Source organism: Streptomyces cinerochromogenes (genome assembly GCF_014648635.1).
GTDB classification, from domain to species: domain Bacteria; phylum Actinomycetota; class Actinomycetes; order Streptomycetales; family Streptomycetaceae; genus Streptomyces; species Streptomyces cinerochromogenes.
Map to the genome: position 1 here is coordinate 85,830 of NZ_BMRM01000003.1, position 25,223 is coordinate 111,052.

The following is a 25,223-nucleotide window of genomic DNA, read 5'->3' on the forward strand; positions in this document are numbered from 1 at the left end:
GAGGACGACCGTTCAATGGACATGCTGTGGAACGGCTGGGGCGACCCGGCCAAGGCGGCACCGCTGCCCGACTCGGTGACCGGGCTGCTGCGCGACCTGCTCGGCGTCAAGCCGCGCAGCACGCCGGCCCTCGCCCTGGAGGACGTCCGTCCGCCCGCCCCCACGGCCGCCCCCGCCGCCCTGCGGGCGCTCGCCGCGGCCGTCGGCGGCGAGGAACACGTCCGCACGGACCCGGAGAGCCGCGTCCGGCACACCCGCGGCAAGTCCACCCCCGACCTGCTGCGCATCCGCGCCGGCGACGTCACCGACGTCCCCCAGGCCGTCGTCCTGCCCGCCGACCACGACGAGGTCCTCGCCGTCCTGCGCGCCTGCGCCGCCCACGGCCTCGCCGTCGTGCCCTTCGGCGGCGGCACCTCGGTGGTGGGCGGACTCGCCCCCCAGCGCAGCGCGTTCGTCGCCCTGGACCTGCGCCGCATGAACCGTCTGCTCCACCTCGACCCCGTCTCCCGCACCGCCGTCCTCCAGCCCGGCCTGCGCGCCCCCGAGGCCGAGGCCCTGCTCGCCGGACACGGCTTCACCCTCGGCCACTTCCCGCAGTCCTTCGAGTGGGCCACGATCGGCGGTTTCGCCGCCGCCCGCTCCAGCGGACAAGCCTCCGCCGGGTACGGCCGTTTCGACGAGATGGTCCTCGGACTCACCCTCGCCACGCCCGAGGGCACCATCGAGACCGGCCGTGCCCCCCGCTCCGCCGCCGGACCCGACCTGCGCCAGCTCGTCCTCGGCTCCGAGGGCGCCTTCGGCGTCATCACCTCCGTCACGGTGCGGATCCGCCCCCGGCCGGAGGTCCGGGTGTACGAGGGCTGGCGGTTCGGCTCCTTCGAGGAGGGCGCCGCCGCACTGCGCCGGCTCGCCCAGGACGGGCCCCGGCCGACCGTGCTGCGCCTGTCCGACGAGACCGAGACGCTCATCGGCCTCGCCCAGCCCGACGCGATCGGCGCCGACCCGGCCCAGGGCGGAGCGGGCTGCCTGGCCGTCACCGGCTACGAGGGGACGGCCGAGGACACCGCACACCGCCGCGAACGGGCGGCGGCCGTCCTGACGGACTGCGGCGGCACCCCGGCCGGCACCGAACCCGGCGAACGCTGGGCGCACGGCCGCTACTCGGCGCCGTACCTGCGCGACGCCCTGCTCGACGTGGGCGCGTTCGCCGAGACGCTGGAGACCGCGGCCTTCTGGTCCGCCGTCCCCGACCTCTACACGGCCGTCCGTACGGCGCTCACCGACACCCTCACCCAGGCCGGCACCCCGCCCCTCGTCATGTGCCACATCTCGCACGTGTACGAGAACGGCGCCTCGCTGTACTTCACCGTCGTCAGCGCCCAGGGCGAGGACCCGGTGGCCCACTGGGCGCCCGCCAAGCACGCGGCGAACGAAGCCGTGCTGGCGGCCGGCGGCACCATCTCCCACCACCACGGGGTCGGCACCGACCACCGCGACTGGTTCGTCCGCGAGGCCGGCCCGCTCGGCATCTCGGCCCTGCGCGCCGTCAAGCGCCGCCTGGACCCCGAGGGGCTGCTCAACCCCGGCGTCCTGCTCCCCACCGACTGACCCACCGACCCGACCCGACCGCCCTGCCTCGGAGGCCCACCGATGCGCCAGTTCACCGCCGTCGTCAACCCCACCGCGGGCGGCTCGACCGGGGCGGCGACCCTGCTCCAGCTGGCCCGGCTGCTCCGCGCGGCCGGCGCCGAGCTGGAGACCGAGTACAGCCAGAGCCTCGCCCACGCCCAGGACATCGCCCGCACGGCCGGAGAACGGGGCCGGATCGTGCTGGCCGTGGGCGGCGACGGCATCGCGGGCGGCATCGGCGGCGCGCTCAGCGGCACCGGAACGGTCCTGGGCCTCGTACCCGCCGGACGCGGCAACGACTTCGCCCGCGCGCTCCACCTCCCCGCCGAACCGGCCGCGCTCGCGGAGATCCTGCTGCACGCCGAGCCGCGGCCCGTCGACACCATCGAGGTGGAGTCGGCCGTCCACCCGCGCACGGTGGTCCTGGGCAGCGTGTACGCCGGCGTCGACGCGGAGGCCAACCGGCACGCCAACAACGCCCGTCTGCTGCGCGGCGCCGCGTCCTACTACGCGGGTGGCCTGCGGGCCGTCACCACCTGGCGGCCGGCCGGCTACCGCGTCACCGTCGACGGCGAGGAGCACCACCACCGCGGCTACACCGTCGTCGCGGCCAACTCCCCCTACTACGGCTCCGGCCGGCTCATCGCGCCCGGCGCCCGCGTCGACGACGGTCTGCTGGACATCGTGCTGATCCGCGAGGCCCCGCGCCGCCTGTTCTTCACCCTGATGAACGAACTGACGACGGGCGCCCACGTCCGGCGCCCCGAAGTACGCGTCCTCCAGGGCCGGGAACTGCGCATCGAGGCCGACCGGCCCGTCCCCTACGGCGCCGACGGCGAGGTGGAGGCCGTCCTCCCGGTGACCCTGCGGGTACGGCCCGGGGACCTGCCGGTGCTGTACTGACAGGTGCGGCACCGGCTCGCCCTGGGTAGGCACACAGTGCCTGGGGAGGGAGACCTATGACGTTCGAGCAGGCCGAGGGCGTGGTGCGGGCGGTCGTCGTGTACGACGGGCGGGTGCTGCTGGTGCCGGACGGAGACGTCTGGTCCCTGCCCTCGGGCACCCCGGACCCGGCCGAGACCGCCCAGGCCACCGCGGCACGCGTCGTCTACGAGACCACCGGTTACCTGGTCGACGGCACGGAGCCGCTGGATCCGGAACCAACGGCGGGCGAACCGGTGGGCGAAACGGCCGTGGTGTGCCAGCTCCTGACGGAGTCACCGTCGTCCGGCGGCCGGTTCACACCGGAACAACTGCGCTGGACACCGATCGAGGAGACCGGGGGAACGCCGTTGCCGGGTCCGGTGCGGGCGTACCTCCAGGGGCACACGCCCGTCTGAAGGCGCCCCGCGCTCACCCGAGTCCGCCGCCGGACCGCTCCGCGCGGAGCACGGAGTAGATCACCCGGTCGTGCCACCGGCCCTCACGCCACTGTGCCGAGCGCGGCACGCCCTCCCTGACGAAGCCCGCCTTCTCCGAAGCGCGCTGCTCGGCGAGGTGGGCGCAATCCGTCCAGGCCTGGAGCCGTTCGGCCCTGGTGTGGTCGAAGAGGGAATCGGCCGGCAGCCGCTGGGCCCGGGTGCCTGTGCCGCGGCCGCGCGCGGACCGGCACCAGGCCGATCACCAGGGTCCAGCAGGTGGAGGTGGAGGTGGCGGGCCGGGCCTCCAGGCGGTGGGCCCTCGGACGGCGGGGTGTCGGAGGGCGGCTTCCCGGGCAGTGGCACGCCGGCCGTCGGACCGGCGGGCGGTGGTGCGCGGCGGGCCGGGCCCTGAGCCGGCGAGCACTACGACGGCATGGCGACGGCGGCGGATCCTCGGGCGCGGGTGTGCCGGACGGCGGCCCCTAGGGCGTCGTCGTACCGGAGGGTGGAGCAACGGGCGGCACCGCATCGGAAGCAGCGCCCTCGGGCGGCACCGCGCCGGACGGCGGCCTCTCGGGCGGCGTCGGGTCAGGTGTCGGTCCCTCACCCGGTGGCCCCTGGCTCGGTCCCGCGTCCGGGTGCCGCGCGAGGAACCGCTGTCGGTCGACCACCGCGCGCTCGATCTCGCCCCTCGCGACCACCCGGCCCGAGCCGTCGACGGCGCGTACCGCGAAGGTGAGACGCCGGTCCGTCGCATCCGACGTGGCCTCGGCGGTCACCTCGACCTCGCCGCCCACCGCCGTGGCCCGCAGATGCTCGATGCGGACCGCCGTACCCACGGTCGTCCGACCCGCCCCCAGAAAGGGGGCCGCGGCCCGTACGGTCGCCGCCTCCATCCACGCGATCAACCGGGGTGTCGCGAGGACGGGCACGTCGCCGCTGCCCATCCGGATCGCGGTGTCGGCGTCGGTCACCTCATGGCGCATCTCCTCACGCTAGCGCCTCCGAACCGCCCTCGCCCCGGGCCCCCGGCCCACCCCGGAGCAGCCGTCGGCAGCCTCCGCTTGCGGTGTCGTCCGCACCGGGTTTCATTGAGTACTGATCCCTCACTGAGTACTGATCCCTCACTGCCTCCAGCTGACCTCCAGCTGACCCCGGCCTCCCCCCCGCAGACTCCCTTCCCGGATCGTTGCCCCCTCGCGCGCCTGGAGCCGCCATGTCGATGTCGTTCGGTGCACCGTTCGGTTCGTCGGACCCGTTCAGCGAGATGCTGAATCGATTCTTCGGTATGTCACCGGCGTCCTCGCCCCCCGCGGTGCAGCGCGTCCCCATCGGACGGCTGCTCACGGAGTCCTCACAGGAACTGCTGAACCTGGCCGCGCGGCGGGCGGCCGAGGACGGCACCTCCGACCTCGACACCGAGCACCTCCTCTGGGCGGCCACCCAGGTCGCCCCGTCCCGCCGGCTGCTCTCCCAGGTCGGCGTGGACCCCGACACGGTCGCCGCCGAGCTGTCCGAGGTCCTGCCACGCGAGTCCGGTGAGCCCTCCGCACAGCCGGGCCTCACCCCCGCGGCCAAGCGCACCCTCCGCGCCGCCTACGCCCAGTCGCAGGCGGCCGGCGTGTCCTACATCGGTCCTGAGCACATCCTGAGCGCCCTGCTCGGTGACAGCGACACGGGTGCCGCCCGCATGCTGCGGGCGGAGGGCCTGGACACCAAGCGCCTCCCGGGGCTGGCCGAACAGGGAGCGCCGCGCCAGGACGGAGCGCAGGCCGAACGGACGAAGCCCGCCACCAGCCTGGACGAGTACGGCCGCGACCTGACGGAGGAGGCGAAGGCGGGCAAGCTCGACCCGGTCGTCGGGCGGGCCGAGGAGATCGAGCAGACCGTCGAGATCCTGTCCCGGCGCTCGAAGAACAACCCGGTGCTGATCGGCGAACCCGGCGTCGGCAAGACCGCCATCGTGGAAGGCCTGGCCCAGCGCATCGTGGCGGAGGAGGTCCCGCAGTCCCTGAAGAACAAGCGGGTCGTCTCGCTGGACCTGTCCGGCATGGTGGCGGGCGCGCAGTACCGCGGACAGTTCGAGGAGCGGCTGAAGAAGGTCATCGAGGACGTCCAGGCGGCCGGCGGCGACATCATCCTCTTCATCGACGAACTGCACACGGTCGTCGGCGCCGGAGCCACCGGCGAGGGATCCATGGACGCGGGCAACATGCTCAAGCCCGCCCTCGCGCGCGGCGAACTCCACGTCGTGGGCGCCACGACGCTGGACGAGTACCGCAAGCACATCGAGAAGGACGCCGCCCTGGAGCGCCGGTTCCAGCCGGTGCTGGTACCCGAGCCCACGGTCGAGGAGACGGTGCAGATCCTGGAGGGGCTGCGCGACTCCTACGAGGCCCACCACCAGGTCCGCTTCGAGGACGCGGCGTTGGTGGCCGCCGCCGAACTGTCCGACCGGTACATCAGCGACCGCTTCCTGCCGGACAAGGCGATCGACGTGATGGACCAGGCCGGCGCCCGGGTGCGGCTGCGCGGCGCCGGACGCTCCACCGAGGTCGTCAGCCGTGAGGACCGTATCGCCAAGCTGCGCAGGGAACTCGAACAGGCTGTCTCCGCCGAGGACTTCGAGAAGGCCTCGGAACTCAAGCGGGAGATCGCCGAGGCGGAGGGCGAACTCGCCGGCATCGAGGAGCGTCGTGAGGGCATCGTCTCCGTCACGGCCTCCGACATCGCCGACGTCGTCTCCCGCCGCACCGGCATCCCGGTCTCCCAGCTCACCGCCAGCGAGAAGGAGAAGCTGCTCCGGCTCGAAGAGGAGATGCACGCGCGGATCGTCGGCCAGGACGAGGCGGTCACCGCGGTCTCCCAGGCCGTACGCCGCAACCGCGCCGGCATGGGCGACCCCAACCGGCCCGTGGGGTCCTTCCTCTTCCTCGGTCCGACCGGCGTCGGCAAGACCGAGCTGGCCAAGACCCTCGCCGAGCTGCTGTTCGGCGAGGAGGACCGCATGATCCGGTTCGACATGAGCGAGTTCCAGGAGAAGCACACCGTCGCCCGGCTGGTCGGCGCGCCCCCCGGATACGTGGGTTACGAGGAGGCCGGCCAGCTCACCGAGAAGGTCCGCCGCCGGCCGTACAGCGTGGTGCTCTTCGACGAGGTGGAGAAGGCCCACCCCGATGTCTTCAACGCCCTCCTGCAGATCCTGGACGACGGACGGCTGACCGACGCCCAGGGCCGCACCGTCGACTTCCGGCACTGCGTCGTCATCATGACGTCCAACATCGGCGCGCACCGCATCCTGGACCACAAGGGCGATGTGTCCGAGCTGAGGGAGGAGTTGATGGACGACCTGCGTACCCGGTTCCTGCCGGAGTTCCTCAACCGGATCGACGACATCATCATCTTCCACGGCCTGACCGAGGACGACCTGGGGCGGATCGTGGACCACCTGCTGGACGCGAGCCGGCGCAAGCTGCGCGCCCAGGGCCTGGACCTGGAGGTCTCGGAAGCGGCCAAGAAGCTGCTCATCGCCCATGGCCACCAGCCGGAGTTCGGTGCCCGGCCGCTGCGCCGCACGATCCAGGCGGAACTCGACAACCGCATCGCCACCATCCTGCTCAGCGGCGAGGGCGAGCCCGGCGACACCATCGTGGCCGACGTGCGGAACGACTCCCTGCACTGCTGGGTACGGCGGAGCGAGTCCCGGACACCCGCGTCCGCGGAGTCCTGACGTACCGTCGAGGGCTCCCGCCCGCTCGCGGGCCCCTCGGCCGCCGTTCGGCGGTCATTCCCCGATCGACACGACCACCGCCGTCGCCGGTCCGTCCGGGGTGTTGTAGTGCACGGTGTCCCCGGGCCGGCGCCCGAGCAGCGCGCGCCCGAGGGGGCTGTCGGCGGTGACCAGCGCCTGGTCCAGCGCCTCGGCTACCTCGCCGATCTGCAGGGCCTCCGTCGCGCCGTCGGAGAAGCGGACGGTGACCGTGCTGCCCACGCCGACCACGTCGGTGGGGGCGGGCCCGGCCGCTTCCGCCTGACTGAGCCGTTCGGTGATGTCCTCGATACGGCGGTCCAGGCGTCCGAGCTGATCGGCGCGCCGCAACTCGTCGGCCTGGTCGGCCTGGTCCCCCACCGAGAGGTCCCGGAGCGTGCCGGCGACCAGTCGGCGTTCGGCCTGGAGGTCGGCCAGTTCCTGCTCCAGCGCACGGCGGGCCTGGGCGCTGATCGGCTCGGGATCACCGGTCATGGTGTCTGCTCCTCTGGGTGCGGAAGGACCGCGCGGAAACTCCGGCATTTCGCATCATAGCCAGGCGAATCGCCGAATCTCGCTCCGGTGGAGTGCCGAGGAACGCGGGGATATCTTGCTTATGTCCTCTATGCCCCACAGGCGGAGCACATCGTGCTCCGCCCCCTGTTCCCAGGAGGTGCCCATGTCCTCGAAGCGACGCCGGAAGAAGAAGGGGCGGCGCAAGCACGCGGCCAACCACGGGCGGCGCCCGCAGTCCTGACCCGCCTCACCGCGTCCGCGGCTCCCTGACCCAAGTCCGCGTCGGTTCCGGGGTGTTCCCGTCAGCCGTCCAGGGCGTCGCGGACGCCGGGGTAGCAGGCGAGGAGGGGGGTGAGGCCGACGATCTCCAGGGTGCGCAGGACGGGCCTGCGGACGCCGGCCAGTCGCAGCCAGCCCGTCGGGCCGTGGGCCTGGTGTGCGGCGATGAGCACGTTGATGCCGCTGGAGTCCATGAACGGCACCCCGCTGAGATCCGCCACCGTGCGCGCCCCGTCGGGATCGGCGGGGGCGAGGGCCCGGCGCAGGGCGCCGGAGGTGTGGTGGTCGACCTCGCCGACGACCGTGACGACGGTGACACCGTCGACGTCGGTCCGGGTGACCGACAGTCCGTCCGGTTCTGCCTGTTCGCTGGTGCCTGCGGTGTCCGCCACGCGTTCCTCGTCCACGCTCGCCCGATCTCTGCCCTGAGCTTTCCTCTCCGGGAGGCTGCCCAGGATCGCGCGGAGGATTCCCCTGCAACCTCTGACGCCTCTCGTGTGTCCAGTACATGACGGACGGGCCATGACCAGGCCCGCCCGCCGTCCGGCATGCCGACGCATGCCGATGTGCATACCCCTGCGCATCCCCCTGTGCATACGAAGAGGAGATCCACCGTGCGCGCACCCCTCCGTTCCACGGCGGCCGCCGTGGCCGCCACGGCCATCGGCATCGGCGTCCCCTTCCTCGCCGTCCCCGTGGCGCACGCCGAGGAACTCGCCCCCGACCTGGTGATCTCCACCCTCCCGGCCGCCTCGCCCAAGCCGGGCGACATCTACGACAACGCCGTCACCGTCACCAACAAGGGCACCGCGCCCACCGACGGCCTCGCCTTCCGGATCCGGCTGACCCGCGGGCTCGACTTCCCGGACCAGGTCGCGGGCTGCACCTACTCGACCCTCGACGACCACGTCCGGCAGGCGCTGTGCGAGTGGGACACGGTCGTCCGGCCCGGTGCCTCGGTCACCACCCCCGTACGGTTCAAGGCCCTGCCCCAGGCCCTGATGGAGGCCGTCGAGTACGGCACGGGCCGCACCGGCGAGGCCCCGGGGGAGGGCTTCGACGACAGCTACCGGCGGTTGACCCTGACCGCGGACAGCACGGCCGACCTCGCGGCGGAGGGAGACCTGGTGGAGGGCGCGCCCGGCAGCAGGGTGACCGTCACCGCGACACTGCGCAACCACGGCCCCGGCTGGATCCGGAACCAGGACAGCGACGACCAGCCGGCCCTGATGGTGCGCATACCGGAGGGAACCGTCGCCAAGGAGGTGCCCGGGGACTGCGCGCCGTTCGGCGTCGACGGGCCGACCGGACCGTCCGAGCCGGGCCACGCCCGGTACGTCTGCCGGCCCGCCGGCCACACCATCGACGTCGACCAGTCCCTCGACTACACCTTCGTCCTGGAGATCGCCAAGACCGCACGGAGCACCAAGGGCGCGGTGACGGCCAGTTCCGTGTACGGCATCCACCCCGCGTTCGACAAGAACCGGGCGAACGACACGGCCTACCTCGCCGTCGACGTGACGGGCGGCGAGGAGCCCGGCACGAGCACCGCCGGCGGCACCACGGCCGGCGGTGGCACGGGCGCCGGGGGAGCGGACAGCGGCGGCGCCGGTACGGAGGGCGGGGGCGGCGACCCGCACGGACAGTCGACGGGCGGCTCCGGCGCGACGGGGACGACGGGCACGACGGGGGCGACGGGCACCTCCGGTACGACGGCCACCTCCGGTACGACGGCCACCTCGGGCTCGGCGTCCACCACGTCGGGCACGTCCACCGCGTCCACGGCGTCCGGTTCCGGCACCGGCGGGACCCTCGCGAGCACCGGCAGCGACGGCGTGCCGCTCCTGGCGGCCGGCGCGGTGGGCGCGACCGCGCTCGGCGGACTGGTGCTGGCGGCGGTACGCCGCCGGGACGCCGCGAAGTGACGGCCCGGCTCCCGGCCCCCTCCCCGGGAGCCCGCACCGAGAGCCACCGGCAGGCCCGGGGATCTCGACAATTCGTACCGCATGACGGAATATGTATGCCGCGAAGCGGAAAAGCGACAGAGGGTGGGGGCGCGTCGGGTGAGGGGGCGGGGCGTGCGGCGGTCGGACGGTGTCCGGAGGTGGCGTCGTAGCCGGGGCGCGGGCATCGGGCGGCTTCTGCGCGGCCCGGTCTTCGGGCGGTCCCTGCTGCGCGGCCCGGCCCAGGTGATGTTCCTGGCGGACGCGCGGACCGGCGCCCTCTTCTGCCTCGCCCTGTGCGCGGCCGACTGGCGCTACGGCGCCTACGCGCTGGGCGGCGCCGCCCTCGGCACCGGTACCGCCCGGCTGCTGCACGTCGCCCCGGACCGGGTGGCATCGGGTCCGGAGGGCTTCAACTCCTGCCTCCTCGCCCTGTGTCTCGCGGTGTTCCTGGACGCGGACCGGCTGTCCACGGCGCTGCTCGCCGCCGTCGGCTGCACGGTGGCCGCGGTCGTCTCGGCGGCCGTGGTCCGGCTGCTGCGCGTGTGGCACCTGCCCCCGCTGACCCTGCCGTACTGCCTGCTGGCGAGCGCGGTCACGGTCGCCGCGCCCGCCTTCCGGCGGATCTGGCCGCACGGCGGCAGCCTCGCCGCGCTGCCCGGGGCGGCCTCCGGCCCGAGCGAGCCGCGCCCGGGCGAGCTGTGGCGGGCGTTCTTCCGCAACGTGTCCCAGGTGTTCTTCCTGGACGAGTGGTACGTGGGGGCGCTGCTGCTCGCCGCACTCTTCCTGGCGAGCCGGGCGGCCGGGCTGGTGGCCTGCGCCGGCAGCGCGACCGGCGTCCTGACCGCCTGGGCGCTCGGCGCGCCGGCGGACCGGATCGCCGACGGCACGATGGGGTACAACGCGGTGCTCGTCGCGCTCGCCCTGTGCGGGGTGTTCCTGGCGGCGGCCCCGGCCACGCTGCTGTACGCACTGCTCGGCGCGGCGACGGCGACCGCCGTGACACCGGCTGTCGCCCATCTGCTCGCCCCGGCGGGCGGCCACGCGTTCACCTGGCCGTTCGTCGTGACGACACTCGGCTTCCTGATCGCCGCCCGCTCCTTCCCGCGCCTCACCGGCCCCGCCCCGTCCGAGCCGCCCCCGCCCCGCCCCGGCACCCCGGCTCCCGCCGCGTAGGCCACCCGACGGCACCGGCGGAGCGCCGGGCGCTCAGGAACGGCACGTAGACTCCGCCACCTGTGGATCCCGTAGGCATCCGCGCTGCTCGGACAGGCCGTTCGCCGGATCGCGCAACCACGCGACCGGCCCGGCGCAGGCGCGACCGTTCAGGGAGTGGAAGATGAACGACCCGTGGGACGGGCCGGCCGGCCAGGTCACGCGCGGCCCCGGCAGGCAGGTTCCCCGGCAGCGGGGCACCGGGGCGGGCGGTGGGCGGCCGCCGGGCGGCAGGTCCGCGAACCGGGCGGCGGCCCCGCGTGGGCGCGCCGGCAGGCGGGGCGGCCGGACCCGCCCGGCGGGACGCGGCAGGCGCCTGCTGAAGCTCGCCGGGATCTGCCTGTCCGTCCTCATCGTGGTCACCGCCGGTGCCGGCTGGTGGTTCTACCAGCACCTGAACGGCAACATCCACAGCGTCTCGCTGGACGGCAAGGGGGGCACGGAGAAGGCCGACGCCTTCGGGCGCACCCCCATCAACATCCTCGTCATGGGCTCCGACGGCCGTACCAGCAGGACGGACTGCAAGCTCGGCGGCGGCTGCTCGGCCACCGGCGTGCAGACCGGCAGCAACGCGGACGTGCAGATGGTGCTGCACATATCCGCCGACCGCTCCAACGCCACCGTGATGAGCATCCCGCGCGACACCATGACCAAGGTCCCGGCCTGCAAGGACAGCGCGTCGGGGCAGTCCACGAACGGCTACTACGGCCAGATCAACAGCGCCCTGCAGTACGGCCCCGCCTGCCAGGTGGCCACCGTCCACCGGCTCACCGGCATCCCCATCGACCACTTCGTCAAGCTGGACTTCTCCGGCGTGGTGAAGATGTCCGACGCGGTCGGCGGCGTCTCCGTGTGCGTCAGCGACGACGTCTACGACACCTACTCGCACCTGAAGCTGTCCAAGGGCGCCCACACCCTCAAGGGGGTCGCGGCCCTGGAGTTCGTACGTTCCCGGCACGGCTTCGGCGACGGCAGCGACCTCGGCCGCACGATCTCGCAGCACATCTTCCTCAGCGCGATGATCCGCAAGTTCAAGAGCGCGGGCACGCTCACCGATCCCACGGCGGTCTACCACCTCGCCGACGCCGCCACCAAGGCGCTGACCGTGGACGACGGCCTGGGCAGCGTGAAGAAGCTGATCGCGCTCGCGGGTGATGTGAACAGGGTCCCGGCCGAGCGGATCACCTTCACCACCATGCAGACGGCACCCGACCCGGAGGACGGCGACCGTGTCGTGGTGGGCCCGGGCGCGCGGTCGCTGTTCGCCACGATCGCCGACGACCGGTCCCTGACCACCGGCTCCGGCACGAGGTCGGCGGCGGCCTCGGCGACCGCGGAGGCGACGCCCACCGCCTCCGCCGTACCGGCCGCGCGGATCGCGGTGACCGTGGAGAACGGCACCACGGTCACCGGCCGTGCCTCGGCCGTCGCCGCCGCCCTCACCGGCAAGGGCTTCAGCCCGGGCACGACCACGGCCAACGCCCCCGCCCCCGCGACGACCACCACCCTCACCTACGGCGCCGGCCGCGGGCCCGAGGCGCGGACGGTGGCCAAGGCGCTCGGCCTGCCCTCCTCGCACCTCAAGCAGGGCACCGGCGCCGGCCTCACCCTCGTGATCGGCAGCGACTGGCCCAGCGGAAAGAGCTATCCGGGCGGCGTCTCCTCGCCCGCGCCCGCCGACACCAAGGCCGCCGTCGGGGGCGCCCACGCCTCCACCGCCGACCAGGCGAAGACCTGCGCCAAGGTGAGCCCCTACAAGACGGTCACCCTCGACGGCGTCTCCATGACCCCCTCCCAGGCGTACGCGGCGGCACGGAAGAAGCCCGACTCCGACGCCTGAGCGGCAGCCGGATCAGAGCTTGCGCCAGCGCGCGTTGCACCAGGAGAAGAGGCCGAACGCGGCGAGGCCGAGCGCGACCAGGGCGAGCAGCCAGGGCCCGGCCGGGAGATCCCGGAAGGCGCGCAGGGTGTCGTCCATGCCGCGGGCCTTGCCCGGCTGGTGCCGGACGGCCGCGACGAGGGCGAACACACCGGCCGCGGCGAAGACCACGCCACGGGCGGCGCCGCCGGTCACCCCGAGGGCCTCCACGACCGTTCGGGCCCGGGCGGACATCGCCTGCGTCCGCAGGTGCTCGCGGAAGGTCCGCCGTAGCGCCCGTACGGCGATCCACACCCCCGCGATCACCACCGCGGCACCCGCCAGGCCGAGGATCCACTGGCCCCCGGGCCACTCCAGGACCCGGGCGGTGACGTCGTCGGTGTTGCGGTCGGAGGCTCCGCTGCCGCTGCCCCGGTCCCCGGCCGCGTAGGCGAGCACCGAGTAGGACACGAAACAGTAGAAGGCGAAACGGTACAGGGCCGACGCCCGGCGGGAGAGCTTGGACCCGTCGGGGCCCGCCCCGCCGAACACCGCCTCCGACAGCCGCCACACCGCCATTCCGGCGAGTGCGATGCCCACGATCCACAGCATCGCCGCCCCGAACGGCTGCCGGGCCAGCTGGCTGAGGGCACCGCCGCGGTCGGCCTGGCTCCCGCCGCCGTCACCGCCGAAGGCGATCCGCAGCGCGATGACCGCCACGAGTACGTAGATCAGCCCCCGGGCCGCGAAGCCCGCCCGGGCCGCCACGGCCATGGCCGTGCTGTCCGCCACCCGCCGCGCCCGGAACCGTCCCCGCAAGGCCCATGACTGTGCATCCATACACCGCCGACTGCCCCCGCGCGCCGGTACGACACCTGTTCGCCGGTCACCGGCACGTTCACCCGAAGGGGATGTGCCCCTTCGGCCCCTTCGGCCCCTTCGGCCCCACCGGGCGATTGGGCCCACTGGCCCCGTCGGGGCCACCGGCCCCACCGGGTCCATTCGCCCCACCGGGTCCATTCGCCCCGCCGGCTCTCTACGCCCCACCGGGTCCAGTGCCCCGCCAGGTCACCGCGCGGAGCGGCCCCGGTAGGTGTCCGGGGAGCGGGCCGGCCCCGCTGCGGGGCGTGACCACAGGCGGTCGCCGAGCAGCACCGCGCAGGCGCAGGCCGTGAGCAGTCCGCCGGCGAGGAAGGCGCCCCGTACGCCGGCGAGCGGCAGGACCAGTCCGCCGAGTGCGGCGCCCGCCGCGATACCGGCGTTGTAGGCACCGGAGTTCGCCGCGAGCGCGAGGTCCGTGCGGCCCGGCGCGCAGTGCAGCATCGCGTTCTGCGCGGCCATGAACACCGGCCCGAGCGCACCGCCCGTCAGGACCAGGAACAGTACCGCCGTCACCGGACGGGCACCGGCCGCGTACAGTCCGAGCAGGCCCACCGCCTCGGTGGCCACGGCGGTGGTCAGCGTGGCGTCCGGGAAGCGGTCCAGCAGCGCCGCCGTGACGCTCACTCCGGCCAGACACGCGGTGCCGAAGGCCGCGAAGAGGACGCTGACCGTGCCCGGCGCAAACCCGCTGACGGTGCCCAGGAACGACACGAGGTAGGTGTATCCCGCGAACGCCCTGGTCGCGGAGAGGAATCCCGCCGCCAGCACGGCCCGGAACCGGCGGACGTCCGGGCCGGTCGCGTAGGCGGCGGGCTCCTCGTCCGGCGGCGAGGCCGGCAGCAGGGCGGCGATCGTCACGAGGGAGACCAGCCCCAGCACGGCCAGGAGGGAGACCGGCACCGGCCAGCCGCTGCGCCGGCCCAGCCAGGTCCCGGCGGGGACACCGAGCACGAGGGCGAGCGAACCGGCCACCGACAGCGCCCCGACCACACGCCCGCGCACGCCGGGCGCGAACAGGCCGACCGCCACCGGTCCCATCACGGCCCAGAACAGCGCCTGGGCGAGCGCGGTCAGCAGCCGGGCCGCGAGGAGCAGCCAGTAGGAGGCGGCGAGTGCCGCGACCAGACTGGACACCACCAGCGCCGCAAGGAGCCCGGTGAGCACATGGCGCCGGGGCACCGATCGCACGACGTGGGCGAGCGGCAGCGAGGCGACGGCCACCGCCAGGCCGTAGCCGGTGACGAGCAGACCGACCGCCGGCAGGGACACCCGAAGGCTCTGCGAGATCAGCTCCAGCAGTCCGATCGGCAGGTTCTCCGCGGTGTTGAAGGTGAACGCGGCCAGCATCAGGGCGGCGAGCACCGCGACCGCGCGCCACGGAGCCGGCCGCGCCGCCGCCCCGCTGCCGCCGTCCGGCCCGGTCCACCGCGCCTGCCCCGTGGCACCATCCATGCGCCCACCCCACCCGCCCCACCGCTCGCGCCGCAACCGATTTGCGGTCCCGCGGCCGGGGGGCGCCGGGCGGACTCGGCGCCGTACGGGGACCCGTCGTCGCGTGTCGGGCGCAAGTGCCACTGTGCGCCAACTGCCCGGGCAGGCCTTCCCGTTGACGTTCCGTGCGGTATGGTACGAGCTGTTTGGTTTAATTTTCAGCTGGGGGAGGGTCCATGGCTCAGCAGGAGCGAGCTGTCCGGACCCGACGTGCTGTTCTCGAGGCCGCCGCGGCCGTCTTCGCGGAGCGCGGCTACGCGGCCGCCACCATCGCCGAGATCCTCAACCGCGCCGGTGTCACCAAGGGTGCCCTTTACTTCCACTTCGACTCCAAGGCGGCCCTCGCCCGGGGCGTGCTCCAGGAGCAGATGAGGACCGAGTACCACCTGCCCCGCGAGTTGAAGCTCCAGGAGTGGGTGGACGCCGGGATGACCCTGGCCAAGCGACTGCCCCGGGAGCCCGTCCTGCTCGCCGGTGTCCGGCTCTCGGCCGACCTCCAGGGCCAGGACGTCCTCGGCAGCGCCTGGCCGGCCTGGGCCCGGCTGACCTCGTGCGTCCTGGCGGAGGCCAAGGAGCGCGGCGAGGTGCTCCCGCACGTCGTGCCGGAGGAGACCGCCCAGATCTTCCTCGGCGCCTGGATCGGCGTGCAGTTCGTCTCGCAGGCCGTGGCCGGCTGGGCCGACCTCGACGAGCGGATGTCGGCGCTGTACGACCACCTCCTCCCCGCGATCGCGGCCCCGGCCGTCCTCGTCCGTCTGGACACCGCGCCGGACCGCGGTGCCCGCGTGATCGCCGAGGTCCACGAGAAGTCCGCCGCCCTCGCCGGCGTCTCCGGCTGAACCGACCGGCCCGTCCGGCACCCTCGTACGGCCGTTTCCCGCGCGGTGCGGCAGGCCCGCCTGCCGGCACGTAGCAAACCGCTGCGACGGTTTGGGCGGGACGTCGCTCACGCCCGGTTCGCGGCCGGGACCAGTCCGGGCGCGAACCGGAAGGAGACCGCCTCCATAAGCGGCCTGCGCTTGGTGTTGTGGAAGGCGGCGATACGCCACGCGCCGTCCGCCTCCCGCACCAGCGTGTACGTCTGGACCTTCCCGAGCCGGCGGGGCCGGCTGCCCTTGTACGTGTCGCCGCGCCCGGTGACCACCGCCGTGTCCGGCCCGAGGAGTCGCACCCCGACGACCTCGTCCGCGAGCAGGGTGTCCTTCAGGAAGGTCGTGAACAACACGCGGTGGCTCTCGGTGATGTCCTGGCGCCCCTGGTAGAGGGTGCCGACGTAGGTGGCGTAGCTGGCGTCCTCGGTGAACAGGCGGCCGTAGGCGTCGGCGTCGTGCCGGTTCCAGGCGGCGACCAGGGCGTCCAGTACGGCGGTCACGGCGGCGTGGTCGTGCGTGGCGGGCATGGCGGAGGTCTCCCCTCGTGGTTAGACTTGTGCAGAATCTTACTGAGAGAAGTATCTGCACACATGCAGAGATTTGGAAAGGGGGCAACCGTGCCGGATTCCCGGAGCGGCGGGGACGAGGAACGCGTGGTCTTCCGTCAGTACCTGGACGCCGTGGGCCTCCACGGCCTGGCCGGTGCGGAGGCCGCGGGCCTGCAGTCCTCGGAGTGGTACGCGCTCAGCCTGATCACCCAGGAGGGCAGCCTCACACCGGGTGAACTCGCCACCCGCACCGGCCTGACCACCGGTGCCACCACCCGCCTGATCGACCGTCTGGAGCGCGCCGGATACGCGCGCCGGACCCCCGATCCCACGGACCGCCGCCGCGTGCGCGTCGAACCCGTCCCCGACGCCCTCGCCCGCGTCGAGGAGGTCGTCGGCCCGGCGCGGCGCCGTCTCGCCGAGGTCCTGGCGCACTACACGCCCGGCCAACGCGCCCTGATCTTCGACTACTTCACCCGCGCTGCCCCCGCGTTCCGCGCCGCGACCGAGGAGATCCGGGCCGCGGCCCCGCGCAGGCGGACCAGGGGCACGGGCTGACACGGGCGCCCGACGCCCCTGCCCGCGCCGCCGGTCCCTCACCTGGCGACCGGTCGAGCCGGCGCGGCCCGGTGGCACCGGGGAAGCCGGCGGTCCGGCGGCACCTCGTCCTGGCCCCGTGCCGCTCCTCCCGCGGTCCGGCGGAGTCATCTCCCGTACGGATGCCGGGCGTTGGCGGTCCGTTCACCGTACGGACCCGGTCCCGTGCCTCTCGTACGCAAGCGCGGCCGGGTTCGCGGGTCCGGGCCCCGCGGTGGGCGCGTCCGGTGAACGGACATGTGTGCGTGGTCACTAGGATGTGAGATCAAGACAACCATGTGACCGGCCTGTTGGAAGCGGGCCGGTCGGGGTCGCCGATGCCAGGGACCGCTCCCCGGGCTGCGGTGATCTTCCTTCCCAGGAGGACCCTCCGCATGTTCCGACGAATAGGCACCGCCGTCGTCCGTCATCCCGTGTGGACGATCGTGGCGTGGCTGATCGCCGCGGTGGCGATAGTCGCCACCGCCCCTAGCCTGCCCTCCAACAGTGACGAGAGCAGTTTCCTGCCCAAGAGTTACGAGTCAATCAAAGCGGCGGATCTCCAGCAGAAGGCGTTCCCCAGCGCCTTCACCCCGTCCGCGATCGCGCTCTACCAGCGCACCGACGGCGGCAAGCTCACCGCCGCCGACCAGAAGGACGTCGCCCGGATCACCACCGAACTGGGCAACAAGCACATCGACCAGGTGCAGAAGGTCGTCCCCGGCCAGCCGTCCAAGGACGGCAGGTATGCCCTGACCCTGGTGCAGATGGACAGCAAGAACGCCGGACAGCCGAAACAGGCCGACGCGGCCAAGGTGTTGCGTGAAGAGGCCAAGGAGCTGGCCAAGGGCACGCACCTCGACGTCAAGCTCGGCGGCTCCGCCGCGCAGGCGCTCGACCAACAGGACTCGTCCAAGCGCGGCGAGGCGCTGATCGGCATCGGCACCTTCGTCATCATCCTGGTGACCCTGCTGATCATCTTCCGGGCCCCCATCCTCGCGGTACTTCCCCTGCTGCTGATCGGCCTGGTCTCCGCCGTCGCCAACGGGCTGATCGCCTACGCCACCAAGCTGTTCGACCTGGAGGCCAACAGCTCGATCTCGTCCATCCTCATCGTCGTGCTCTTCGGCGTGGGCACGGACTACTTCCTGTTCCTGATATTCCGTTACCGCGAGAGCCTGCGCGCCGGTGACGAGCCCAAGCAGGCCATGATCAACGCGGTCGGCCGGGTCGGCGAGGCCATCGCCTCGGCGGCGGGCGCGGTCATCATCGCGTTCCTCGCCCTGGTCCTGTCCACGCTGGGCTTCCTGAAGCAGATGGGCCCGGCGCTCGCCATCGCGGTCGGCGCCACCCTGGTCGCCGGCCTCACGCTGATTCCCGCCGTGGTCTCCCTCATCGGTCCCAAGGTGTTCTGGCCCTCCAAGTCCTGGCAGAAGGAGCCGCAGAACGCCCGCTTCGCCGCACTCGGCCGGGGCGTCCAGCGCCGCCCGGCGCTGACCGCCCTCGTGTCCGGTCTCATCCTGCTCGCCCTGTCGCTCGGCACCTTCGGCTACAAGGCCACCTTCGACCTGGCCTCCGGCTCCATGCCCAAGACCAAGGAGTCGATGGTCGTCCAGGACGAGATGCAGAAGGCGTACTCGGCGGGCGCGGCGGCACCCACCGACGTCTACCTGTCCAGCACCGACGGCAAGCCGCTGGACAAGGCCGCCTTCGACGCGTACGCGCAGAAGCTCGGCGCCGTGGACGGTGTCGCCAACGCCCGCATGACCCAGCTGAACAAGGAGGGCACCACCGCCGACTTCACCGTCACGCTCAAGTACGAGGCGTCGACGGACAAGGCGATCGACGCCGTGGGCCGGGTCCGCGATGTCGCGCACTCCGCGGCGCCCGGCGGCACCGAGGCGCTCGTCGGCGGCATGTCCTCGATCTACAAGGACATCAACGCGGCGGTCAACCACGACTACCGGACGGTCTTCCCCGTCGCCGCCATCCTGATCATGCTCATCCTGGGGCTGTTGCTGCGCAGTGTGGTCGCCCCCTGGTACCTGATGGCCTCCGTGGGCCTCGGCTTCGGCGCCACCCTCGGCGCGACCGTGTGGATCTTCCAGGAGGGCCAGGGACACTCGGGCCTGATGTTCATGCTGCCGGTGATCATGTATCTCTTCGTGGTCGCGATCGGCACCGACTACAACATCCTCATGATCGCCCGGCTGCGGGAGGAGGCCCGCGAGGGCCGGGATCCGCGCGAGGCGGCGGGCATGGCGCTCCGGCACGCCGGACCGACCGTGGCCGCGGCGGGCTTCATCCTCGCGGCGACCTTCGCCACGATGATGCTCGCGGGCAACTCGCTGCTGTCGGAGATGGGCTTCGCGGTCTCCTTCGGTATCGCGGTGGCCGCGTTCGTCATGGCGATGTTCTTCACCCCGAGCCTCACGGCCCTGATCGGCCACGCGGCCTGGTGGCCGGGCCACGGGGACCGGGCGGAGGTGCCTCCCGCCGGGACCGGGACCTCCGGGCCGGTCCGAGGCGATGAGGACCGGGACAGCGCCGCCCACGATCCCGCCGGGCGCCGCGGCTAGCGGCAGCCGGTGTAAGCGGTGAGTTCTGCCGGGCCGACACGGCCCGGCAGAACCATTTTCACAGCGGCCCGCCGCCCTCCCTGCCGCCGGTGCCGCTCAGCGGGCGGTGTCCGCCAGCCGTCGCAGGGTCCGCACCGCCCGCTCGGCCTCGTCGTGGGGCACGAAGAGGTGGTCGTGGTGGAAACCGGCGACGACGTTGCAGCTCAGGCCCTCGGCGGCGAGGGCGCGGGCGACCGCGGCGGTCAGGCCGACCGCGTCCAGCGCGGAGTGGACGCTCAAGGTGATCCACGCGGCGACGTAGTCGTACGCCATCCCGGCCGCGTCCGCGTCCGCCTGCGGCACCACGAGGGTGAGCCCCTCCTGCTCGGCGACCGTGACCACCGGGGAGACACCGGAGGGCACGCCGCCCTCGGCCATGGTGAAGACGTAGCGGCCCGGGTTCAGTTCCGGCCGCATGCCGCGGAGCAGTGTGCGCAGATCAGTCTCACCCGTCACAGGTTCCACCCTACGGGCCGGGACACCGGCCGGCCGCTCAGGCGTCCTGCGGGGAAGCGGCCGAGGCCACCGGACCCGGCGACGCGGCGGGCCGGACGGCGACCGCGTCGACCTCGAACAGCATGCCGGGCAGCGCGAGAGACGCCACACCGCTCAGCGTCTGGGCCGGCAGCCGGTCCCCGAAGCGCGCGTGCAGCGCCTTGCCGAGAACCTCCAGTTTCGCGGCGTCGTGGCCGACGACGAAGGTTCCCAGCCGGACGACGTGTTCGTAGCCGAGCCCCTCCGCCGCCAGGGCCAGCAGCAGCCGGTCGAAGGCCAGTTCCACCTGGGCGGCGAAGTCACCGGGCACCGGGGCGCCGGTGGCGTCGGAGGCGTACTGGCCCGCGATGAAGACGAGTTGGCCCGGCGCCGAGACGGCGTGGCTGTACCCGAACGGGGTCGGGTCGTGCAGCGTGGCCGGGTTGGTGATCGTACGCGCGTCGGGCGTCATGGAGCGTGCTTCCTTGCGTCGAGCACTGTCGGCCAGACCAGGATCCCGCCGCCTGTGGGGGCCGAAGGGGAGTGCGCGCTCTGAGCAGGCCGTCCGCTGCGGCGTGCTCGTGTGAGCCCTGGACGCGCCCCCTGCCGCGCGACAAGACTGCGCTGTCGGCGGACCGGAGGGCCGGCTTCGTTCGCCCGACGTTCGAGCAGTTGGAGCACCAGGAAGGCAGGGGGCCGCTGTGCTGTTGCGTCTGCCCACGTCCGTGACGGAAGCCCGGGAATGCCTGGCGGAGGGGGCCGTGCCGATAGGCGGGGCGACCCTCGTGTGGGCGGCCTGGCAGCGGGACGGGTTCCCCGACCTCGCGATGTCGCTCCGCGAGCTGCCGGAGGCCAACGTCCTGGGGCGGGACACCCTGGGCGGCGCCGTCATTCTGCACCGCGTCGACGCCCGGGTCCCCGACGTCCTGCGGCTGGCCGCCGCCACCGTCGGCACCGGGGCGGTGCGCCGGACGGCGACCGTCGGCGGCAACATAGCCGGCAGTACGCTGCGTTGCCTGCTGCCCGCCGCCCTCGTCCTGGACGCCCGGGCGACGGTCCTGGAACCCGAGGGCGTCCGCGACGCCGACCTGGCCGAGGTGGTCGCCAAGCGTCCCGTCCTGCTCAGCCTGCGCTGGCGGCCGCCCGTCACCTCGGCCTACCGCAAGCTGCCCGGGGCGGCCGGCGGGGCGCCGCCCCTGGTCGTGGCCTCGGCCCTGCACGCCGAGCACGGGGCACCCGACCGCGTGCGGGTCGCCGTACGGGACGGCTACGACGTCCTCGACGGCACCGCCCACCGCGAGACCGACGCCGAGGCGACCCTCGGAGCGCTGCGCGGCACGGCCCTCGGCGACCTGCCGGCCGCCGCGTGGGAGGTCGTGCGGACGCAGGTCGCCGGCCTCCTGGGCACCACGGCTGACCACTGAGGGAGCGGCTGTTTGCCGTGCCCGCGAAGAAGTCGGCGGCTGGAGTGCCCCCGGGACGAACCGCTCGTCGACTCCCGGCTCGTCCGCGGATGCTTCTGCAGCGGCGCGGTCCTCGGTGCCGTGGCCGTGTTCGTCGCCCTCCACGCGGCCCTGCTGCTCAACACCCTCTGCGTGCGGCACATCCGCGGCTTCACCCCGCCGGCCGCCGGAACCGCGACCCTGCCCAGGGCGCTCGGGGCGACCGTCCGCGCGTCCTGGTCCGGCCGGCTGACCGGCCGGAGCGGTCCGAGGCTGCCGCTGTGCCTGGCGGGCGGTTCCCTCACCACCGGCGCGCTCTGCCATCGACATCGGGTTCGGTTTCGCCAACGCGCCGCTCACCCGCGCCGCCGTCAGCGGGCTGCCGCCCTCCCGGACCGGTGTGGCGGGCGCGATCACGTCCACCGCGCGTCAGATCGGTGCCGCCCTCGGCACCGCCCACGCCGACGGCCTGGTCGCGGACACCGGCCCGGCGGGGCTCGCCCACGCCTCCCGTCCGGGCCGGCTCCTGGTCGCCGCCTGCGGAGTCGTCGTCCTCCTCGTCACCGGCGCCGCGCGGCCGAAGCCCCCGGCGCGGAACCGACTGCCGGGTACGGCGTCCCCGGCGCGGACACGCTGAGCATCCCGCGGGCGGTCGCCGGACCGCCCGGCGGCGTGCCATCGTGGCCGGCATGACCGGAGTGACGCGTACGCCGGGCCCGCCGGGCCCGGAGGGCCGGGCGGCGGACCAGGACCTGGCGGTGCTGGTCGGGCTGCAGGCCGCCGGGAAGTCCACCTTCTACGCGGACGTCCTGGCCGACCGGTACGAGCTGGTCAGCAAGGACCTGTTCCCGCGCGGCGCCCGGAACAAGCAGGTGCGGCAGATGCGGCTGGTGGCGGAGCACCTGGCGGCCGGACGAGCCGTCGCCGTGGACAACACGAACCCCTCGCCGCAGGAGTGGGGCCCGCTGGTGGAGGCGGCCCACGCCCATGGCGCGACCGCGACGGCCTACTGGTTCCCGCCCGACGTCGAGGGCTCCCTCCGGCGCAACGCCGCGCGCGAGGGCCGCGACCGGGTCCCCGACGTGGGCGTCCTGGCCACGCTGAAACGGCTGCGCAGGCCGTCGGCGGCGGACGGGTTCGACGCGGTGCACGAGGTGCGGTTCGACGGGCGGGGCGGCTTCGAGGTACGGCCCTGAGCCACGGACACCGGCCAGCGACCCGAATCGCCGGGATCGCGATGTTTCGCCCCCTGTCCGGAATCGTGGGCCGAGAGCGCCACCGACCCGGAAACACAAGGTCAGCAGGGCCTACCGATTCCCCTGCCGACGGGATACCCCTGGAAGGGCGGTCTCCGCCGAGGCCGCTTCCCCCTGGAAGGAGCCCAGCCGTGGACGGATGGTACGTGGACGACCGCTGCACCAACTGCGACGTGGCCCGGCAGTTCGCACCCGAACTGATCGACGAGGCCGACGGGAAGTCGCGGATCCTGCGCCCGCCGGCCGACGAGGCGGAGAACCGGCGCTTACACGCCGCGGTCTTCGCCTGCCCCACCCGCTCGATCCGCCCCGTGACCGGCCGGGCGGACCAGTCGCTGGACCCGTTCCCGCTCGCCCTGGACGACGGCGTACTGATCTGCGGGCACAACTCGCCCCACACCGCGGGCGCCAACTCCTACCTGCTCCGGCGTCCCTCCGGCACCGCCATGATGATCGACACGCCCCGCTGGAGCCGTGCGCTGGCCGAGCGCTACACGGCCTGGGGCCCCGTCACCGATGTGCTGCTCACCCACCGCGACCACGCGGCACACGGCCGCCGCTACGCCGACCACTTCGGCGCCCGGCTGTGGATCCACGAAGGCGACCTGGACGCCGCCCCGGACGCCGACCGGGTGATCCGCGGACTCGACCCCCGGGAGATCGCCGAAGGCGTCACGGTCCACCCCCTCCCCGGACACACCCGGGGCAGCGTCCTCTACCTCGCCGACGACCGCTACTGCTTCACCGGCGACAGCTTCTACTGGTCCCGTACGACCGGTGACCTGGAGGTCGCCGAGAGCGTGACCTGGTACTCCATCGAGGAACTGGCGGCATCCCTGGCCAGGACGGCGGGACGGCTGCGCTTCGAGTGGGTCCTGCCGGGCCACGGGGACCGGCGCCGTCTGCCGGCCGACGAGATGGCCCGCCGCCTGCACGACCTGACGCAGCGCACGCGCCTGCTGCGCCCCCGCCCGATCGACTTCACGGCCGTCCGCTGGTGACGGCCGCCCCGCCTGTTCACTGACAGGCAACACCCGGGGCGCTGTCGGCATCATCGCCTCCTCGCCCGCTCCCTACCGTTCGGATCACATGCTTGTGGCGGACACGACGGAAGAGGGACGGGAATGAAGCGCAAGGCGATCGCATGGGTGCTGCCCGCGTTACTGGTGGCGTTGAGCGTGGTGGGGTCCGGGGCGCCGTCCTCCGCCCAGAACGAGCGGGTCGCCGCGGTGACCTCCACCACGGGGGTCGGCCCCCAGTACGACACCACCCATGTCTACGTCACCCCGGGCGACGTGGACGCGTTCGTCACCAGCTGGGAGGCGACCTTCGGCGGCACGCACACGGCGAAGGTCGTCACCACCGTCACCCCGACACCCAGCAGGACCGAGTCCGAGCTGGTCCTCTCGCCCGTCGGCACGCTGTCCGTCTTCGACTTCAAGACGCCCGTCCCCTATCCGTTCGGCACCGAACGCACGGGCTGGCTCGTGCACGATCTCGACCAGGGCGTCCGACGGGCCCGCACCAGCGGGGCGAACGTCGTCGTCGCGCCCTTCGACGACCCCATCGGCCGGGACGCGGTCGTCCAGTTCCCGGGCGGAGTCAACGCCCAGCTGTACTGGCACACCAAGGCCCCCTCGTACGCGCCCCTGGACACCGTGCCGGACAACCGTGTCTACCTGACGGCCGACTCGGTGCACGCCTTCCTCGCGTCCTACCTCCGGTTCACCCAGGGCCGGATCGTCTCCGACCAGCGGGCGGCGGACGCCGGTGACATCGGTCTGCCCGGGCGGACGTACCGCCGCATCGCCCTGCGCTCCCCGTTCGGCGACACCGTCGTCAGCGTCACCGACGGCCACCTGCCCTACCCGTTCGGCCGGGAGACCACCGGCTACGCGGTGCGGGACCTCGCGGCCACGCTGCACCGGGCCGAGGCGGCGGGCGCGACGGTGCTGTGGGGGCCGTACACCGCCGAGGGCCGCTCGAACGCGATGGTGCGGTTCCCGGGCGGCTACGTCGCCGAAGTGCACGAGGAGAGGGAGCAGAGGTGACCGACGAGGCGATGGGGGACGACGTCTACCAGCCGGACGGGTCGGAGGTGCAGGACGACGCCGGCCTCCTCGACGCGTCCGACACCCTCGACTACCGGGCCGGAGACGAGGCCCTGGACGAGGGCTACTCACCCCCGGAGAGACCGTGGGGCGCGGAGCACACCGGTGTCACCGCCGCGGAGCGGTGGCGGGGGGAGAGCCTCGACGAGCGCCTCTCCGAGGAGGTGCCCGACATCGGCGTCCCGGAGGGCGACGGCGTCGGCGACACCTGGGACACCGACGGCGAGCCGATCGACGGGGAGGTCGGCGACGCACGCGCCGGACGGCTCCTCGCCCCCGACGAGGGCACCCACGAGAACACCGAGTCCGACCTGTTCGCCTCCGACCTCGGACTGGACGGCGCCGGGGCGTCGGCGGAGGAGGCCGCGATGCACGTGATCCCCGACTCCGACACCTACTGACGC

Annotated in this window: 25 protein-coding genes; 17 read left to right on the plus strand and 8 right to left on the minus strand. The window is 73.5% G+C overall.

Annotated features, from left to right (window positions below; translation table 11 throughout):
* Positions 1-15 precede the first annotated feature (15 nt).
* From IEZ20_RS07065 to IEZ20_RS07075, 3 genes are read left to right on the plus strand one after another with little or no spacing between them, the layout of a single operon-like run.
* Entirely contained in the window at positions 16-1,608 is a 1,593-nt protein-coding gene (locus IEZ20_RS07065; RefSeq protein ID WP_189295541.1) for an FAD-binding oxidoreductase, read from the plus strand.
* A 42-nt stretch (positions 1,609-1,650) separates the two neighbouring features.
* Positions 1,651-2,532 (plus strand): YegS/Rv2252/BmrU family lipid kinase, encoded by an 882-nt coding sequence (locus IEZ20_RS07070; protein WP_189295543.1) that lies wholly within the window; start codon positions 1,651-1,653, stop codon positions 2,530-2,532.
* A 56-nt stretch (positions 2,533-2,588) separates the two neighbouring features.
* Positions 2,589-2,969 carry an NUDIX hydrolase gene (locus IEZ20_RS07075; RefSeq protein ID WP_189295545.1) on the plus strand — a complete coding sequence of 127 codons (381 nt, stop codon included), beginning with the start codon at positions 2,589-2,591 and terminating at the stop codon, positions 2,967-2,969.
* 503 nt (positions 2,970-3,472) lie between these two features.
* On the opposite strand, the gene IEZ20_RS07080 is transcribed toward IEZ20_RS07075, so the two are convergent.
* The gene (locus tag IEZ20_RS07080) at positions 3,473-3,976 is read right to left on the minus strand and encodes a thioesterase family protein (protein ID WP_189295547.1); all 504 of its coding nucleotides are present in this window, start codon (positions 3,974-3,976) and stop codon (positions 3,473-3,475) included.
* 230 nt (positions 3,977-4,206) lie between these two features.
* On the opposite strand from IEZ20_RS07080, the gene IEZ20_RS07085 reads away from it, so the two are divergent.
* Positions 4,207-6,720: an ATP-dependent Clp protease ATP-binding subunit gene (locus IEZ20_RS07085; RefSeq protein WP_189295549.1), complete on the plus strand. Its 2,514-nt coding sequence runs from the start codon at positions 4,207-4,209 to the stop codon at positions 6,718-6,720.
* Positions 6,721-6,774: 54 nt separating this feature from the next.
* Here IEZ20_RS07085 and IEZ20_RS07090 read toward each other — a convergent pair whose 3' ends face one another.
* Positions 6,775-7,233: a GreA/GreB family elongation factor gene (locus IEZ20_RS07090; protein WP_189295551.1), complete on the minus strand. Its 459-nt coding sequence runs from the start codon at positions 7,231-7,233 to the stop codon at positions 6,775-6,777.
* Between the two features lie 184 nt (positions 7,234-7,417).
* Here IEZ20_RS07090 and IEZ20_RS40940 point away from each other — a divergent pair, with 184 nt between their 5' ends.
* Positions 7,418-7,495: a 50S ribosomal protein bL37 gene (locus IEZ20_RS40940; RefSeq protein ID WP_466338761.1), complete on the plus strand. Its 78-nt coding sequence runs from the start codon at positions 7,418-7,420 to the stop codon at positions 7,493-7,495.
* 61 nt (positions 7,496-7,556) lie between these two features.
* Here the strand turns inward: IEZ20_RS40940 and IEZ20_RS07095 are convergent, their stop codons facing one another.
* Positions 7,557-7,925: an STAS domain-containing protein gene (locus tag IEZ20_RS07095; RefSeq protein ID WP_229895925.1), complete on the minus strand. Its 369-nt coding sequence runs from the start codon at positions 7,923-7,925 to the stop codon at positions 7,557-7,559.
* 222 nt (positions 7,926-8,147) lie between these two features.
* Here IEZ20_RS07095 and IEZ20_RS07100 point away from each other — a divergent pair, with 222 nt between their 5' ends.
* The 3 genes from IEZ20_RS07100 (at position 8,148) to IEZ20_RS07110 (ending at position 12,531) form a co-directional block, all read left to right on the plus strand.
* Positions 8,148-9,458 (plus strand): hypothetical protein, encoded by a 1,311-nt coding sequence (locus IEZ20_RS07100; RefSeq protein WP_189295555.1) that lies wholly within the window; start codon positions 8,148-8,150, stop codon positions 9,456-9,458.
* 153 nt (positions 9,459-9,611) lie between these two features.
* Positions 9,612-10,652 (plus strand): urea transporter, encoded by a 1,041-nt coding sequence (locus tag IEZ20_RS07105; RefSeq protein WP_229895926.1) that lies wholly within the window; start codon positions 9,612-9,614, stop codon positions 10,650-10,652.
* A gap of 163 nt (positions 10,653-10,815) precedes the next feature.
* Positions 10,816-12,531, plus strand: a complete 1,716-nt coding sequence (locus IEZ20_RS07110) for an LCP family protein (RefSeq protein ID WP_373303910.1) — start codon at positions 10,816-10,818, stop codon at positions 12,529-12,531.
* A 12-nt stretch (positions 12,532-12,543) separates the two neighbouring features.
* Here the strand turns inward: IEZ20_RS07110 and IEZ20_RS07115 are convergent, their stop codons facing one another.
* Together IEZ20_RS07115 and IEZ20_RS07120 are read right to left on the minus strand one after the other, a co-directional pair.
* Entirely contained in the window at positions 12,544-13,389 is an 846-nt protein-coding gene (locus tag IEZ20_RS07115; RefSeq protein ID WP_189295559.1) for a DUF1206 domain-containing protein, read from the minus strand.
* 228 nt (positions 13,390-13,617) lie between these two features.
* Positions 13,618-14,778: an MFS transporter gene (locus IEZ20_RS07120; RefSeq protein WP_189296197.1), complete on the minus strand. Its 1,161-nt coding sequence runs from the start codon at positions 14,776-14,778 to the stop codon at positions 13,618-13,620.
* A 320-nt stretch (positions 14,779-15,098) separates the two neighbouring features.
* On the opposite strand from IEZ20_RS07120, the gene IEZ20_RS07125 reads away from it, so the two are divergent.
* A complete protein-coding gene (locus IEZ20_RS07125; RefSeq protein ID WP_189295561.1) occupies positions 15,099-15,761 on the plus strand; it encodes a ScbR family autoregulator-binding transcription factor in 663 nt (220 codons plus the stop codon).
* 107 nt (positions 15,762-15,868) lie between these two features.
* Here the strand turns inward: IEZ20_RS07125 and IEZ20_RS07130 are convergent, their stop codons facing one another.
* Complete coding sequence (locus IEZ20_RS07130) at positions 15,869-16,321, minus strand: SgcJ/EcaC family oxidoreductase (protein ID WP_189295563.1); 453 nt, start codon at positions 16,319-16,321, stop codon at positions 15,869-15,871.
* Between the two features lie 90 nt (positions 16,322-16,411).
* Between IEZ20_RS07130 and IEZ20_RS07135 the strand changes: the two genes are divergently transcribed.
* A complete protein-coding gene (locus IEZ20_RS07135) occupies positions 16,412-16,900 on the plus strand; it encodes a MarR family winged helix-turn-helix transcriptional regulator (RefSeq protein ID WP_229895927.1) in 489 nt (162 codons plus the stop codon).
* A 413-nt stretch (positions 16,901-17,313) separates the two neighbouring features.
* Positions 17,314-19,497 carry an MMPL family transporter gene (locus IEZ20_RS07140; RefSeq protein ID WP_189295567.1) on the plus strand — a complete coding sequence of 728 codons (2,184 nt, stop codon included), beginning with the start codon at positions 17,314-17,316 and terminating at the stop codon, positions 19,495-19,497.
* 96 nt (positions 19,498-19,593) lie between these two features.
* On the opposite strand, the gene IEZ20_RS07145 is transcribed toward IEZ20_RS07140, so the two are convergent.
* Together IEZ20_RS07145 and IEZ20_RS07150 are read right to left on the minus strand one after the other, a co-directional pair.
* Positions 19,594-19,992, minus strand: coding sequence for an ACT domain-containing protein (locus IEZ20_RS07145; RefSeq protein WP_189295569.1), 399 nt, complete (start codon positions 19,990-19,992; stop codon positions 19,594-19,596).
* Between the two features lie 37 nt (positions 19,993-20,029).
* A complete protein-coding gene (locus tag IEZ20_RS07150) occupies positions 20,030-20,482 on the minus strand; it encodes a RidA family protein (protein WP_189295571.1) in 453 nt (150 codons plus the stop codon).
* Positions 20,483-20,711: 229 nt separating this feature from the next.
* Between IEZ20_RS07150 and IEZ20_RS07155 the strand changes: the two genes are divergently transcribed.
* The 6 genes from IEZ20_RS07155 to IEZ20_RS07180 all read left to right on the plus strand — a co-directional run bounded on the left by IEZ20_RS07155 (position 20,712) and on the right by IEZ20_RS07180 (position 25,220).
* Complete coding sequence (locus IEZ20_RS07155) at positions 20,712-21,434, plus strand: FAD binding domain-containing protein (RefSeq protein WP_189295573.1); 723 nt, start codon at positions 20,712-20,714, stop codon at positions 21,432-21,434.
* A 418-nt stretch (positions 21,435-21,852) separates the two neighbouring features.
* Positions 21,853-22,089 (plus strand): hypothetical protein, encoded by a 237-nt coding sequence (locus IEZ20_RS07160; RefSeq protein WP_189295575.1) that lies wholly within the window; start codon positions 21,853-21,855, stop codon positions 22,087-22,089.
* 52 nt (positions 22,090-22,141) lie between these two features.
* Positions 22,142-22,648 (plus strand): AAA family ATPase, encoded by a 507-nt coding sequence (locus IEZ20_RS07165; protein WP_189295577.1) that lies wholly within the window; start codon positions 22,142-22,144, stop codon positions 22,646-22,648.
* Positions 22,649-22,839: 191 nt separating this feature from the next.
* Positions 22,840-23,709 carry an MBL fold metallo-hydrolase gene (locus tag IEZ20_RS07170; protein WP_189295579.1) on the plus strand — a complete coding sequence of 290 codons (870 nt, stop codon included), beginning with the start codon at positions 22,840-22,842 and terminating at the stop codon, positions 23,707-23,709.
* A gap of 123 nt (positions 23,710-23,832) precedes the next feature.
* Positions 23,833-24,759 (plus strand): glyoxalase, encoded by a 927-nt coding sequence (locus tag IEZ20_RS07175; RefSeq protein WP_189295581.1) that lies wholly within the window; start codon positions 23,833-23,835, stop codon positions 24,757-24,759.
* The gene (locus IEZ20_RS07180) at positions 24,756-25,220 is read left to right on the plus strand and encodes a DUF5709 domain-containing protein (RefSeq protein WP_373303911.1); all 465 of its coding nucleotides are present in this window, start codon (positions 24,756-24,758) and stop codon (positions 25,218-25,220) included. The genes IEZ20_RS07175 and IEZ20_RS07180 overlap by 4 nt, the downstream gene beginning before the upstream one ends.
* Positions 25,221-25,223: the final 3 nt, after the last annotated feature.

What these genes read in the sequence shown, in the direction of transcription:
- IEZ20_RS07090 (WP_189295551.1), bottom strand. Translation starts at nt 7,233, where the DNA reads ATGACCGGTGATCCCGAGCCGATCAGCGCCCAGGCCCGCCGTGCGCTG.
- IEZ20_RS40940 (WP_466338761.1), top strand. Translation starts at nt 7,418, where the DNA reads ATGTCCTCGAAGCGACGCCGGAAGAAGAAGGGGCGGCGCAAGCACGCG.
- IEZ20_RS07110 (WP_373303910.1), top strand. Translation starts at nt 10,816, where the DNA reads ATGAACGACCCGTGGGACGGGCCGGCCGGCCAGGTCACGCGCGGCCCC.
- IEZ20_RS07140 (WP_189295567.1), top strand. Translation starts at nt 17,314, where the DNA reads ATGTTCCGACGAATAGGCACCGCCGTCGTCCGTCATCCCGTGTGGACG.
- IEZ20_RS07075 (WP_189295545.1), top strand. Translation starts at nt 2,589, where the DNA reads ATGACGTTCGAGCAGGCCGAGGGCGTGGTGCGGGCGGTCGTCGTGTAC.
- IEZ20_RS07065 (WP_189295541.1), top strand. Translation starts at nt 16, where the DNA reads ATGGACATGCTGTGGAACGGCTGGGGCGACCCGGCCAAGGCGGCACCG.
- IEZ20_RS07120 (WP_189296197.1), bottom strand. Translation starts at nt 14,778, where the DNA reads ATGCTGGCCGCGTTCACCTTCAACACCGCGGAGAACCTGCCGATCGGA.
- IEZ20_RS07115 (WP_189295559.1), bottom strand. Translation starts at nt 13,389, where the DNA reads ATGGATGCACAGTCATGGGCCTTGCGGGGACGGTTCCGGGCGCGGCGG.
- IEZ20_RS07085 (WP_189295549.1), top strand. Translation starts at nt 4,207, where the DNA reads ATGTCGATGTCGTTCGGTGCACCGTTCGGTTCGTCGGACCCGTTCAGC.
- IEZ20_RS07080 (WP_189295547.1), bottom strand. Translation starts at nt 3,976, where the DNA reads ATGCGCCATGAGGTGACCGACGCCGACACCGCGATCCGGATGGGCAGC.
- IEZ20_RS07125 (WP_189295561.1), top strand. Translation starts at nt 15,099, where the DNA reads ATGGCTCAGCAGGAGCGAGCTGTCCGGACCCGACGTGCTGTTCTCGAG.
- IEZ20_RS07150 (WP_189295571.1), bottom strand. Translation starts at nt 20,482, where the DNA reads ATGACGCCCGACGCGCGTACGATCACCAACCCGGCCACGCTGCACGAC.
- IEZ20_RS07130 (WP_189295563.1), bottom strand. Translation starts at nt 16,321, where the DNA reads ATGCCCGCCACGCACGACCACGCCGCCGTGACCGCCGTACTGGACGCC.
- IEZ20_RS07070 (WP_189295543.1), top strand. Translation starts at nt 1,651, where the DNA reads ATGCGCCAGTTCACCGCCGTCGTCAACCCCACCGCGGGCGGCTCGACC.
- IEZ20_RS07165 (WP_189295577.1), top strand. Translation starts at nt 22,142, where the DNA reads ATGACCGGAGTGACGCGTACGCCGGGCCCGCCGGGCCCGGAGGGCCGG.
- IEZ20_RS07175 (WP_189295581.1), top strand. Translation starts at nt 23,833, where the DNA reads ATGAAGCGCAAGGCGATCGCATGGGTGCTGCCCGCGTTACTGGTGGCG.